This is a genomic window from Streptomyces sp. NPDC048639 (genome assembly GCF_043199075.1).
GTDB lineage: Bacteria > Actinomycetota > Actinomycetes > Streptomycetales > Streptomycetaceae > Streptomyces.
This window is the reverse complement of the sequence record NZ_JBICVP010000010.1, coordinates 183,014-195,391: the sequence shown is the minus strand read 5'-3', so window position 1 is coordinate 195,391 and position 12,378 is coordinate 183,014. Positions and strand designations below refer to the sequence as shown.

Below are 12,378 nucleotides of genomic sequence, written 5' to 3'. Positions count from 1 at the left end.
TGCGCCGGTTTCGGTGATGTGCCGGCCCGGGCCAGGATCCCAGTCGGTGATCGGACCTGGCGAGCAGGCCGGTCCTCCCGACACCGGGAATGCGCTTGTCCGCGATTCCGGCACCGCACTACCGTGCCGATGTGGATCTCTTCTCCCGCGCCTGGACTGCGCTGCGCGCCGCTGTCGCCGAGCTCCCGGACCGGGACTTCGAACAGCCCTCCGGCTGCAACGGCTGGCTCGTACGGGACCTCGTGTGCCACTTGGTCATCGACGCGCAGGACGTGCTGATCACCCTGGTCACCCCGGCCGACAGGGAGCCGACCCGTGACGCGGTGACCTACTGGAATGTCACGAAGCACCCGCCGACCGGCGACGATCCGCTCGATGCCCTCATCGTCCGGCTGGCCGCCGCGTACGAGGAGCCGCGCCTGCTCACGTTCCACCTCGACGACGTCGGCTCCGCCGCCGGACGCGCCGCCGAACTCGCCGATCCCGGCGCCCGGGTGAGCACCCGCGACGAGGTACTGACCGTGGGCGACTACCTGACCGCGTACGTCCTGGAATGGACGCTGCATCACCTCGACCTGATCGCGCACCTCCCTGATGCGAAGGAGCCGCCCCGGGAGTGTCTGGCCCGGTCCCGGGAGATGCTGGAGAGCATCGCCGGGGGCGCGTTCCCCGCGTCGTTCAGCGACACGGACGTCCTGCTGATCGGTACCGGCCGCCGGGTGCCGACCGACGCCGAGAGGGCCGAACTCGGGGAGACAGCCGCACCATTGCCGTTCGTCCTGGGCTGAGGAGTCCGCTTCCGATACGAGAGCGGGCCTGGTCTCAGCGGGGACGGGAAGGGCGCTCGTCGGGGATGCGGGCCAGCGCGATGATGGCCATGTCGTCCTGATAGGGGCCGTCCGTCCAGCGCGCCACGTCCTGGACCAGCGTGTCGATCAGCTGACGCGGGTTCCGGTAGGTGCGTGTGCCGAGGCCGGCGTCCTCGATGTCGTAGAAGGCGCCCATCTCGTTGCGGGCTTCGGTGACCCCGTCCGTGATCAGCAGGAGTGTGGCGCCGGGCGGCATCGCGAAGCTGTCGGCCGTACCCGCGCCCGGCCCGGCGTCCAGGCCCCCGAGCTCCATCCCGAGCGGAAGCTGAGGGTCCGTGGGATCGAGGCGGACGACGTCACCGGCCTGTACGAGGAACGGGGACGGGTGTCCGCGGTTGACCCGGCGTACGGTGTCACGCCCCGGGACGATCTCTGCCAGCAGGGCGGTCGTGAAGTCCTCGAGGCCGGTGGGCGCCGACCTGTGCTCGTTGTCGCGCCGCAGCGCCGCGTCCAGCCTCTGCGCGAGCTCGTCGAGGGTGGGCGCGTTCTCGGCCTCCTGCCGGAAGGCACCGATGAGGACCGAGACGGAGGCCACTGCCTGCAGGCCCTTGCCCCGTACGTCCCCGATGATCGCCCTGACACCGAAGGGCGTGGCCTGCACGGCATAGAGATCGCCACCGATACGGGCTTCGGCCTGCGCCACCTCGTAGCGGGCCGCCACCTCCAGCTCCCCGGCGCGGGCCGGTGGATCGGGCAGCAGCGCGCGCTGGGCCGCCTCCGCCACGTCACGGGCCTGGGCCAGGCGCCGACGGTGCCGGGTCAGGAGCACATTGATCAGAAGCGCGAGGCAACTGGTCACGGCCACATCGGCCAGATCGACGACGAGTGCGGTGACCGGACGCCCGAGATGGATGTCGAGCGCGACGGAGGCGGCACAGGCGACGACGGCGACGGCGAGGCTCTCCCGGAAGGAGAGCATCGCCGCCGCGACCAGAGGAGTGGCGGCCAGCAGAGGCAGCCCCATGTAGGGCTCCGGCCCGAAGATGTCCGCCGCCGCGCCCGCGACGAGCAGCAGGACCACCAGGAGCCGGGTCAGCCCGGGCTGTCCGATGGCCTTCGTCACGATCGCTCTCCGCTCTCCCCGCAGGCGTCCACCTATGAGCCCCATCGGGACGTGGTGCGTCATTGCCGCTGCTGGCGAGCATGCCGCCGCGAGGAGGCCGTCGCACGTGACCCCGCGGGCCCCTCACTGAACCGACGTACGCCCCGGCCGCGCAGGCCGGGGCGTACAGGTGTCAGTGCCCGTCGGAGGGGTCGGACGTCCGACTCTCAGGTCACCAGCCGCCGGACCGCCTCCTCGAAGACGGCCAGATGGGTGTCGACGTCCGCTGCGGTCGTCGCCGGGCACATCAGCGCCATGTTGTGGAACGGGGTCAGCAGGATCCCCCGGTTCACCAAGTACAGGTGCAGATAGTCCTCCAGGTCCACGTCGGTGGCCCGCTGCGAAGCCGTGCCGTTCACCGGGGCGGGGCTGACGAAGCGGTACTCGGCCCGCGCGCCCAGCTGCGTGACGCTCCAGGGGAGCGAGCAGCTGTCGATCACGCGTTGCACCCCGGCCGTGTAGCGCGTGGCCAGGGCGATCATGCGCTCGTACGCCTCGTCGGTGAGCACCTCGGTCAGCGTCGCGCGGGCGGCGGCCAGCGACAGCGCGTTGCCCGCCAGGGTGCCGCCGACCCCACCGGTGTCGACGAGGTCCAGATCGGGGTGGCCCCACAGGCGGTCCGCGAGGGACTCGCTCAGGCCGTAGGCGCCGATGGGGATGCCGCCGCCGATGGCCTTGCCGAGGGTGACGACGTCCGGGTCGAGGTTCCACGCCGCGGTGCAGCCGCCGGGGCCCGCGGAGATCGTGTGGGTCTCGTCGTTGATGAGCAGCGTCCCGGAGCGCCGGGTGAGTTCCCGTACGCCCTCGAGGTAACCGGGCTCGGGCAGGACGATGCCCATGTTGGTCAGGGCCGGTTCCATCAGGACCGCGGCCACGTCCCCGTGCGCGAGCTCGCGCTCCAGCTCGTCGAGGTCGTTGTACTCGGCGACGCGGCTGGTCAGGGTGACGTCGCACGGCGCGCCCACATTGCCGGGGCGCGAGCGGGGCCCCGTACCGGAGTTGACGATGAACGACTCGTCGACGGTGCCGTGGTAGCTGTAGCTGTTGACCAGGACGCGCGGCCGGCCGGTCACGGCGCGGGCCAGGCGCAGGACCCAGCGGTTGGCGTCCGTGGCGGTCAGCGAGAAGCTCCAGCGGGAGACGCCGAAGCGGGCAGCGAGTTCGCCCGCCACGACGGCCGCGTCCTCGGTCGGCATCATGGTCGTGGCGCCGCCCCGCTCGCCGAAGCGGCGGCCCACCGCCTGCACGGTGGGGTCCGGGGAGTGCCCCGCCATGGCTCCGGTGTCCCCGAGGCAGAAGTCGATCAGCTCGTGCCCGTCCAGGTCCACCAGCCGCGCACCGGACGCACGGTCGAGGTACAGCGGATGGCCCGCCGCGCTCTTGGCCATCCAGGTCATCGGCACGCCGCCGAGGAGATGCGACGCGCCCCCGATGTGGGCCGCGCGCGAGCGCGGGTTGCGTTCCTCGAAAAGCCGGCGCTCCTCGGTGAGCAGTTCCGTCAGCTTCTCCACCGCTGGTGTCCTTCCTGTGTCGTCCCGTGTCATCCCGTGTCCGTCCGGCTGCCGTCGCCGCGGAGCAGCGCGGTCGCCGCCGTGTCCGGATGCTGCCGGGCGTCGAGGGCGACCCGGTAGACCTCCCATGCCCGCTGCTCGCTGATCCACTGTTCGCGTACGTCGCGGGCCACCTCCTCGGGCGGGCGCGCGTCCGGCGGCCCGTACCCGCCGCCTCCGCTGGTGCGCGCGACGAGGGTCTCGCCCTCCTCGACGCGTACCGGGCCGCAGATGTCGACCTCGTGCAGGGTTCCGTCGCGGTCGCGCTTGAACTGCGCCGACGGCGCGCCGGAGTGGCCGCCGCGGGCCCCCGCCATCGGGTTGATGGATCCGTCGTTGGCGTAGATGGCTTCCAGCTCGCCGCCGACCGGGCCGTACTCGACCTCCAGGCCGGGGGCGCCTCGGTGGCGACCCGCTCCCTCGGTGTCGTGCGCGAGGTGCCTGCGGTGGATGACGATCGGCTGCTTCAGCTCGTCGATCTCCACGCTGTCCAGGAGCAGGGTGCCGCCGCTGCCGAGGTCGCTCATGGTCAGCCAGCCGTCGCCGTCCGGCCCGGCCGCGCCGCCGTTGGGGCCGGTGAAGATCTGGTTGACGAAGGGGACGGGTACGCCGCTGCGCCGGTCCACCCCGGACACGACGGCCTCCGACGGCGACATCCCGGAGCCGACCTCGGCCAGGCCCATGCCGTCGCCGATCTCCGCGAGCGCGCGCTGCACGATATTGCCGACGCGGTTGGCCAGGTTGGTCGTGGCCGCCGAGCAGCTGAACGGGTGCCGGGTGATGCCCACGACGCAGTTCTCGCGGAGGTGCACGCGGACGCGGCGGAAGCTTCCCTGGTTGTGCGGCACGGTGTGGTCGATGCTGTTGAACACGCCGATCAGGGCAGCCGTGCGCGAGGCGGCCTCGCTCAGGTTCAGGCCGGAGGGGACGCAGTCCGGGTTGTCGCGCAGATCGACGTCGATCATGCCGTCGTCCGGACGGACCGTCACGGTGGCCTGGACCGGCACCCCGTCGGGCACGCGGGGGAACGGGTCGTGACACGTCGTGGTGGTCGCGGTGCCCGACGGAAGCGCGCGGATCGCCGTCTCCATGCGCGCCTCGCCGTAGTCGAGCCAGTCGTGGGCGAATTGGTCGAGGGCGTCCCAGCCGACCTCGTCGGCGAGTTGGAGAAGGGCGCGCTCACCGATACGGGCGCTGCCCAGCACCGCGAGGTAGTCGCCCCGCCACTGGTCGGGTACGCGGATGCGCATCTCGCACATGCGCAGGACGTCCTCGCAGTCGGCGTACGCGTCCTGGACGCGGACGACCGGGAAGATCAGCGCCCCTTCCTCGTAGACGTCGCGCGCGCCCGCCATGTACGTGGTGGGCACCGAGTTGCCGCAGTCGGCCTGATGGGCCTTGGCCAGCACGGTGTAGCGGTGCACGCCGTTGTCGTCGACCACCGGTACGAGGACGGAGTGGTCGGCGGCGTGCGTGTTGCCGTGGTAGGGCGAGTTGTGCAGGAAGGCGTCGCCCGCCCGTACGCGCGGATAGAACTCCAGCATGGACTTGGCCTGCAGGTCGGGGCCGCCCATCACATGGATCGGCGGGCTGTCACCGGTCATCAGCACCTCCCCCGATGCCGTGAGCACACAGCAGGAGAAGTCGCGGGCGGTGTTCAGGACGCCCGAACGCCCGGATCTGGCCAGGGTGTTCGACATCCGTCGCACGATGGCCTCGAAGCGGTGGCTGAGCACCGCCATCCGCGCTCCGTCGAGCGTCTCCGCTCCGGTCCGGCCCCGCTCCGGGGCGTCGATGCCGCTCATACGGCTCCACCTCCATTGATGATCAGGGATCCGGATGGGCCCAACTCGGCTGTGGCGGCGGGGTCGGCGACCACCACCGTGGTGAACGGCGACTCGATGAGCACCGGCCCTCGCACCACATCTCCGGCCGCGATGGTGCCCAGGGGCCGTACGGGGACGTACGTCATGCCGCGCCCTTCCACGTAGGCCCGCCGCACCGAGGGCATTCCCCGGCGGCTGACCCGCGCCTTGAGGGTGCCGCCCGAACCGGGCAGAGCGACCCCGACCCGGGCGCCCCAACTCACCACTTCCACGGGCGACTTCTCGTCGGCGATGCCCAGGATCTGCTGGTGCATGGCGTGGAAGTCGGCTTCGAACTCCTCGACGTCGGCGGCGCCGAACTTCCGTACCCTCAGGGGCACTTCGAGCTCCCAGATCTGCTGCGGGTAGCGCGCTTCGGCGTAGAGGCTCACGGAGCTGCGGTCCGCTCCGACGCGGGTGGCGAACTCCTGGCAGCGCCGGAGCAGGCCGCTGAGCGCGTCGTTGACCTTTCCGGTCGGGAAGGCACTGGTCAGTACGGGGACGGTGGCGGAGTACACGGCGGTGAGGTCCGACATCAGCGCGCCCGCCGCCGCCAGGGCCGCGCCCACGGCCGGAACCACGAGCCGGCGGCAGCCCAGGCGTGCGGCCACCGCGGCGGCGTTCAGGCCCGCGGCCCCTCCCCCGCCGACCAGGACGGCCCGTGCCGGGTCGATGCCCTGCTGCAGGGTGATCTCCTCGATGGCGCGGACCATCTGCTCCGTCGTCAGTTCGAGGACCGCGTGCGCGGCGTCGACCGGGTCGAGGCCCAGGGGCTCGGCGACGTCCTTGGTGACGGCCTTCAGGGCGGCCGCCGGGTCCAGGGTCATCGAACCGCCTGCGAAGTCCGCCGGGTCCAGGTGGCCCAGGACGAGCGCGGCGTCGGTGACCGTGGCACGGATGCCACCACGCCCGTAGCAAGCCGGGCCGGGCACCGATCCCGCGCTCTGCGGGCCGATGTGCAGCAGCCCTCCGGAGTCCACCCAGGCGATGCTGCCGCCTCCCGCGCCCACGCTCTTCACGTCGATCGACGGCAGCCCGGTCATGTGACCGGTGCCTTCCCCGCCGATCCACGCCGAACGGGTCGAGGGGATCTCGCCCTTGCGGACCAGCGTCACGTCGTACGTGGTGCCCCCGGCGTCCGCGACGATCACCTCGTCCGCCCCCAGGTCGGAGAAGGCGTACGCGCGGCCGGCCACCGGAGCCATCGACGGGCCCGAGTTGAGGGTGAGGATCGGCGCGGCCGCGGCGTCCTCGACGTCCGCGACGCCGCCGATCGAGGTGACCATCAGGATGCGCCCGGCCAGCCCGGCGTCACGCAGCCGCGCGGTGAGCCCCTCGATGTAGCTGCTCATCAGCGGCTTGAGCGACGCGTCGATGGCCGCGGAGGACGCCCGGCGGTACTCGCGCAGCGACGGGTTCAGCGCGTGCGAGAGGGTGTGGGGCACCTCTGGGAGCCGCCGGCGGAGCACGTCGGCGACCGCCAGTTCGTGGTCCGGGTTGACGGTGGACCACAGCAGGCAGACGGCTACCGCTTCCACCTCCTCCTCGATCAGCCGGTCGCAGACGCGCTCCAGCCCTTCCGTGTCCAGGGGCCGCAGGACCGCGCCGGTGGAGGAGATACGTTCCTCCACCTCGAAGGTCAGCGAGCGCGGCACATACGGCTCGGGGTAGGGGACGGTGAAGTCGAACGGATCGCGCCTGCCGCCTTCGCGCAGCAGCAGGACATCCGGATGACCGGCGGTGGTCAGCAGCGCCGTCCTGGCCGTGTTGCCGGTGAGGACGGCGTTGAGACCGCGGGTCGTGGCGTGCGCGAAGGACTCGACCCGGCCGAGAAACACCCTCAGGGGCGTGCCGTCCGCGTCGGCGGCCATCGTCAGCGCGTTCAGGATGCCCCGGACCGGATCGTCCGGCACGGTCGGCGACTTGTAGAGCCGCATCTGCTCACCCTGCTCGACCACCAGGTCGGTGAAGGTCCCGCCGATGTCCACGGACACCCGCAGGGCCAGGCGGGAGAACTCAGAACCCATAACTGGACACGCTCCCTGTGGCGGCCGCGGCCGGCGCGTCGTTCAGAGGGACGGCCACGCTCTTCACGGCCTCGCGCAGATCGTCGAGGAACGCCGGGATCTGGCCGTGGTTGTGCGGCATGGGCACCACCACGATGCCGACGGGCGCGGGTACGGCCCGGGCGGCGAACATCCAGCCCCGCGACCGGAGTTCGGTGGCCACCGGCCGCAGATCGAGGTCGTCGGAGTGGATCAGTGCCATGTTGATCCGGGAGCCGGGGTGGATGCGGAGGCCGTCGATCCCTCGTACGCCTTCGACGATCTCGTCGCGCATGGCCATGGACTTGAGCGACACCGCCGTGTAGCCGGGCTCTCCGAGGAGCTTGACCATGGTCCAGGCACCGGCGATGGGCCCGGTTCCGCGGGTCCCGGTCATCGTGCCGTTGGGCGGGCAGATCTCCTTCGCCGTGGCGAGCAGGGACGCGTCCCGGAAGAACAGCGTCCCGGCGGGCGGCGGGGCCATGCCGTTCTTGTGCAGGTCCGCGCTGATCGAGCAGACACCGGGCAGCCGGAAGTCCCACGGGGGAATGTCGGTGTCGTAGCCGGAGCGCTCCAGGAACGGCAGGATGTAACCGCCGAACGCGCCGTCGACGTGCAGGTAGAGCCCCCGCCGCAGGGCGATCTCACTCATCGCCTCGACGGGGTCGACGCTGCCGTAGGCCCAGGTGCCGGCCGTCGCGATGAGGGCGATGGTGTCGGGGCGGATCGCCGCTTCGATGGCCTCGGGGTCCACCAGATGCAGCCCCTCCGCGGGAGCAGGGACCGGAATGGCGTCCAGGCCGAACATCCCGCACAACTTGGCCAGCGAGTAGTGCCCGTTGTCCGGATAGACGACGCTCCCGCCGCGGCGCCCCGAGCGCTGCTTGGCCGTCAGGATCGCGCACATGTTGGACTCCGAACCGCCGGACGTCACAAAGCCCGCCGGTGAGGCGGCCCCGAGCAGGCCGCCCATCCAGTGCACGATCTCCGCTTCCATCTCGCGCGCGCCGCTACCGGTGATCCACGTCTCGCCGTGGATGAAGCGGCGATACGCGTCCACGGTCGCCTCGCGTACCGCGTCACCCCAGGGCAGTTCGGGTGTGGACACCAGGTGCGGTCCCTCGTCGAAGAGGTTGCGCGAGGTCTCGGAGAAGCGTGAGACGCGTTCGAGCCGGTCGAGTTCACGGTGGAGGTCATCGGGCCGCAGGCCGCTGGGAAAGGGGGTCATGCCGAACTCCTGGAAATCATGAGGGCAGGGGTCATTGGGCGATGAAGCCGCCGTCGACCGGGAGGCTCGCTCCGACGACGTACGCCGACGCGTCGGAGGCCAGGTACACCACGGCCGGGCTGATGTCGTGGACCAGCCCCACCCGTCCCGCGGGCGTGGCGGCCACGATCTCCTTCTCCACCTCCGGAGTGATCAGCTCCCGGTTGATGGGGGTGTGCACATTGCCCGGGGCGACGGCGTTGACGCGTATCCCCGCGGGCGCGAGCTCGGTGGCCAGCGCTTTGACCATCAGCTCCACCGCCCCCTTGGAAGTGCAGTAGGCGCTGTCGTCGGGTGATCCGACGTGCCCGGACATGGAGGAGACGAAGATGACCGCGGCGCCCGGACCGAGGTGCGGCCGGGCGGCGCGGGTGAGCCTGAAGGGGGCGCGGACGTTCGTGAACCACTGGTCGTCGAACAGTTCGTCGGTGGTCTCCTCCAGGGAGGCCTGCGCGTAGATCCCGGCCGAGTGGACCAGGACGTCGATGCGGCCGAACCTGTCCACCGCGGTGTCGACGATCGTCCGCGGCGCGTCGTCGGCGCGGACGTCGACGGCCACGGTCGCCAAGGCGGCTCCGGTGGCCGCCACTGCGTCCGCCGACCGCTCCAGCCGGTCCTGCGAGCGGCCCGTCAGGACGACGGACGCTCCCGCTTCGCCGATCGCGCGGGCGATCTCCGCACCGATACCGGAGCTGGCGCCCGTGACCACCGCGACCTTGCCTGACAGGTCGAACATGCCGTGTTCCTCTTCTCTGTTCATGGTGATGTCCGTCCGTCGGCGACGAGTTCGCGGACCGCCGCCGAGATGTCCGCCCGGAGGAAACGTGCGCCGCGCAGGAACACGTAACCGGCGATGAACGCCGATGTCGGCACGGCGACGGCCAGCGCCGTGCGCGCACCGAAGGAGTCCGAGATGACTCCGGCGAAAATGGATCCGATGAAGCCACCCATCAGGAAGGTGAACACCGGCAGGATCGCGAACGCCTGGGTGCGCAGCCGCGGGGGTGTGACCGACGCGATCAACGGGCTGACGGCGACCAGAGCGATACCACTGCACATGCAGGCCAGCACGTAGAACCCGAGCAGGGCCCAGGCGGGCCCCGACCAGACGCCCAGACCGATGAGCGCTCCGAAGGCCAGCAGGGCGGAACCGGCGATGTGCATGGTGCGCGGCGGGTTGCGCCGGTACGACCGGTCGAACTGGTGCCCGCCGACGACCATCGCCATGATGACGGGCACCTGGGTCACGGAGAAGATGACGCCGCGGTCGAAGGTCCCGTACCCGTACTCGTCTCCCAGGAGCATTGACATCTGCAGGGGCAGCGTGAACAGGGCCAGGCCCAGGACGCCTATGCCCAGGCACATGTGGACGAAGGTCTTGACGCGCATCATCCGGCGGAATGCCTCGACGATTCCTGCGGGTGGGGCTTCCGTCCCCTCACCGGTTCCACCGAGCAGCATCTGCCGTTCGGACTGGCCCCGGGCGGGCTCTCTGAGGAAGACCGCCGCGGAGACGGCCAGCAGCGCGTACGGAACCGCCAGTCCGATGTACGCCCAGCGCCACGCCTGTTCGCCGCCCGCCAGGGCCGCGAGCGAGCCCGCCAAGGTCGGACCGAGCGCCTGCCCGAGCGGAGTGGCCATCGCGTGCAGCGACAGGATCCGGCCGCGTCCCTCGACCGGATAGGTGTCGGTGAGCATCGACAGGAAGACGGGACTCGAGTACGCCGCGGCGATGCCCGTGAGGATGTAGGCGGCGAACAACTGCCAGGTGTTCTGGGCGAGGGCGGCCCCGAGCAGCGCGCAGGCACCGAGCCCGGCCGAGCCGACCACCAGGTAGGTGCGGCGTATTCGGTCGGCCAGCCAGGCCACGGGTATGCCGCCGAGTGTCAGGGCGACGCCGGCGAATCCGGCGATCGCGACGAACATGGCGTCGGAGATGCCGAAGTGATCTCTGATGTCCGGTGCCAGAACGGTGGTCGCCTCGCGGAAGAGCTGTTCCATCGCCACCAGCGGGACGGCAAGCGAGCAGAGCGTCCATCCACCGCGGCGGAGCGTGTCGCGCAGCCCCATCTCCGCGGCTCCGACGCCGGGCAGCCGGTCGTCGGGAAGCCGGTCGTCGGGCAGGTCGGCGTCGAGCCGGTCGGCGTCGAGCCGGTCGGCGTCGAGCCGGTCGGCGTCGAGCCGGTCGGCGTCGAGCCGGTCGGCGTCGAGCCGGTCGGCGTGGAGCCGGTCGGGCAGGTCGTCCGGGAGGACGGAGGGGTCGACCCGGTCGGGCAGGTCGGCGGTCATGAGGCCGGCACATGCGGCCGCCGCGGGCGCATATGCGTCATGCGTCGACGGCGGGAGAGGGCGGAGTGGTAGCGCCACATGGTGTCTTTCCTTTGCGCTGGTGCTGCGGGGCTGCTGCTAGAGGTGTTCGTCCAGCCAGTCGAAGGTGAACTCGGCGGCCGCAGCGGTACCGCCGTTCTGGCAGTGCAACTGCGCGGTCGACACCTCGTCGAAGTGGAGGAAGTCCTTCGGACAGGTCAAGGCGTCGTAGAGCTGCCGGGCCTGCCCCGCGGAGAAGCGTTCTTCGGCCCCGTCCATCACCAGCGTCCGGCACGCGATCCTGTGGGCGACGCCGGTCAGGTCGCACTTCGCGAACTCCTTGAACAGCTCGTACGGCGTCTGCACGCCGTGCTTCCAGGAGGAGTCGCGGATGAACCAGTCGGCCAGCGGGGACTGGGCGGTCATCGCGGCCGCGGCTGCGTTGAAGGTTTCGGGGCCTTCCTCCAGCGCGTGGCTGAGCGTCTCGGGCAGCTGCGCCAGGATGGACGCTCCCCACTGCAGGACGCCGGGGTTGGCGACGCACACCTTCAGGCGCCGCTCGAACACGGCCGCGCGGGGGGCGAGGTAGCCGCCGAAGCTCAGCCCCATCAGCCCGATGCGGTCGTGATCGACGCCGTCGATCTGCACGGCGGTGTCGACGACGGGGGTGACGACGTTCTCCCAGTCGTGACGGAACGTCAGATCGTTCAGGCGCAGCGCCGTTGCCTGGCCGGGACCCTGTACGCCGAGGCAGTGGTACCCACGCCGCATCGCGTTGTCGTACACCCAGCGGGTGTCCTCCGGCCAGGCGTCGCGCCCCTGGAAGAAGATCAGCAAGGGGGCCGGACCCACGGCCACGGGAGAGCGGTACAGGTACGACGGGAGGAAGCTGCCCTCGTAGGGGATCTCGAGGAACTCCCCTGGATAGCCCGACAGTTCGAGGTAGCGGTCGTAGCAGTGGTAGGCGGCGGCCGCGTACTCCCTGACCCGGGGGTCACCGGGGAAGCTGAAGTGCAGGAGGGAGGCTCGCCAGTAGGTCGCGGCCCGCAGATAGGCCGAGCCCGCGGTGACCTTCCGGCCCTTCCGCTCGGCTTCCTCGGCGCGCCCCTGCAGGCGCCAGGCCACCTCGGACCATGCCCGGACCCAGCTCTGCTCGTCCTCGGCCCGGATCTTCGCCGCGGCCTCCAGGCATTCGCCGAGATCGGACATGCCGAAGAACATCATGCTCAGCTGGTGCTTGAACTGGTCGTCCATCACCTCGCTGGGGATGAACTGGTGGGAGGTCCAGTGCGGGCCGGGGAAGAGCGGATTCGGCCACGTGTCGGTGGGCGCGGTCATGAGTACCTCTCGGCTTGGTGCGTTGGTGCGCGGTG

At 71.0% G+C, this 12,378-nt stretch carries 9 protein-coding genes; 1 reads left to right on the top strand and 8 read right to left on the bottom strand.

The features are described 5' to 3' along the window. The first annotated feature begins 131 nt into the window (after positions 1–131). On the top strand, positions 132–788 hold the full coding sequence (locus ACGFNH_RS26775) for a maleylpyruvate isomerase N-terminal domain-containing protein (RefSeq protein WP_393658040.1): 657 nt from the start codon (positions 132–134) through the stop codon (positions 786–788). Positions 789–822: 34 nt separating this feature from the next. Here ACGFNH_RS26775 and ACGFNH_RS26770 read toward each other — a convergent pair whose 3' ends face one another. From ACGFNH_RS26770 to ACGFNH_RS26735, 8 genes are all read right to left on the bottom strand, one after another. Continuing rightward, entirely contained in the window at positions 823–1,932 is a 1,110-nt protein-coding gene (locus ACGFNH_RS26770) for a PP2C family protein-serine/threonine phosphatase (RefSeq protein ID WP_393657886.1), read from the bottom strand. Between the two features lie 206 nt (positions 1,933–2,138). Next, the gene (locus ACGFNH_RS26765) at positions 2,139–3,482 is read right to left on the bottom strand and encodes a transaminase (protein ID WP_393657884.1); all 1,344 of its coding nucleotides are present in this window, start codon (positions 3,480–3,482) and stop codon (positions 2,139–2,141) included. Between the two features lie 29 nt (positions 3,483–3,511). After that, positions 3,512–5,326: a hydantoinase B/oxoprolinase family protein gene (locus tag ACGFNH_RS26760; protein ID WP_393657882.1), complete on the bottom strand. Its 1,815-nt coding sequence runs from the start codon at positions 5,324–5,326 to the stop codon at positions 3,512–3,514. Further along, positions 5,323–7,413, bottom strand: a complete 2,091-nt coding sequence (locus ACGFNH_RS26755) for a hydantoinase/oxoprolinase family protein (RefSeq protein WP_393657880.1) — start codon at positions 7,411–7,413, stop codon at positions 5,323–5,325. Before ACGFNH_RS26755 ends, ACGFNH_RS26760 begins: the two co-directional genes overlap by 4 nt. Next, positions 7,403–8,659 (bottom strand): aminotransferase class V-fold PLP-dependent enzyme, encoded by a 1,257-nt coding sequence (locus tag ACGFNH_RS26750; protein ID WP_393657878.1) that lies wholly within the window; start codon positions 8,657–8,659, stop codon positions 7,403–7,405. The genes ACGFNH_RS26755 and ACGFNH_RS26750 overlap by 11 nt, the downstream gene beginning before the upstream one ends. A gap of 31 nt (positions 8,660–8,690) precedes the next feature. Further along, positions 8,691–9,434: an SDR family NAD(P)-dependent oxidoreductase gene (locus ACGFNH_RS26745; protein ID WP_393657876.1), complete on the bottom strand. Its 744-nt coding sequence runs from the start codon at positions 9,432–9,434 to the stop codon at positions 8,691–8,693. Positions 9,435–9,454: 20 nt separating this feature from the next. Continuing rightward, positions 9,455–10,987 (bottom strand): MFS transporter, encoded by a 1,533-nt coding sequence (locus ACGFNH_RS26740; RefSeq protein ID WP_393657875.1) that lies wholly within the window; start codon positions 10,985–10,987, stop codon positions 9,455–9,457. A 117-nt stretch (positions 10,988–11,104) separates the two neighbouring features. Further along, positions 11,105–12,343 carry an alpha/beta hydrolase family protein gene (locus ACGFNH_RS26735; protein ID WP_393657874.1) on the bottom strand — a complete coding sequence of 413 codons (1,239 nt, stop codon included), beginning with the start codon at positions 12,341–12,343 and terminating at the stop codon, positions 11,105–11,107. Positions 12,344–12,378: the final 35 nt, after the last annotated feature.

What these genes read in the sequence shown, in the direction of transcription:
- ACGFNH_RS26735 (WP_393657874.1), bottom strand. Translation starts at nt 12,343, where the DNA reads ATGACCGCGCCCACCGACACGTGGCCGAATCCGCTCTTCCCCGGCCCG.
- ACGFNH_RS26755 (WP_393657880.1), bottom strand. Translation starts at nt 7,413, where the DNA reads ATGGGTTCTGAGTTCTCCCGCCTGGCCCTGCGGGTGTCCGTGGACATC.
- ACGFNH_RS26740 (WP_393657875.1), bottom strand. Translation starts at nt 10,987, where the DNA reads ATGACCGCCGACCTGCCCGACCGGGTCGACCCCTCCGTCCTCCCGGAC.
- ACGFNH_RS26760 (WP_393657882.1), bottom strand. Translation starts at nt 5,326, where the DNA reads ATGAGCGGCATCGACGCCCCGGAGCGGGGCCGGACCGGAGCGGAGACG.
- ACGFNH_RS26745 (WP_393657876.1), bottom strand. Translation starts at nt 9,434, where the DNA reads ATGTTCGACCTGTCAGGCAAGGTCGCGGTGGTCACGGGCGCCAGCTCC.
- ACGFNH_RS26750 (WP_393657878.1), bottom strand. Translation starts at nt 8,659, where the DNA reads ATGACCCCCTTTCCCAGCGGCCTGCGGCCCGATGACCTCCACCGTGAA.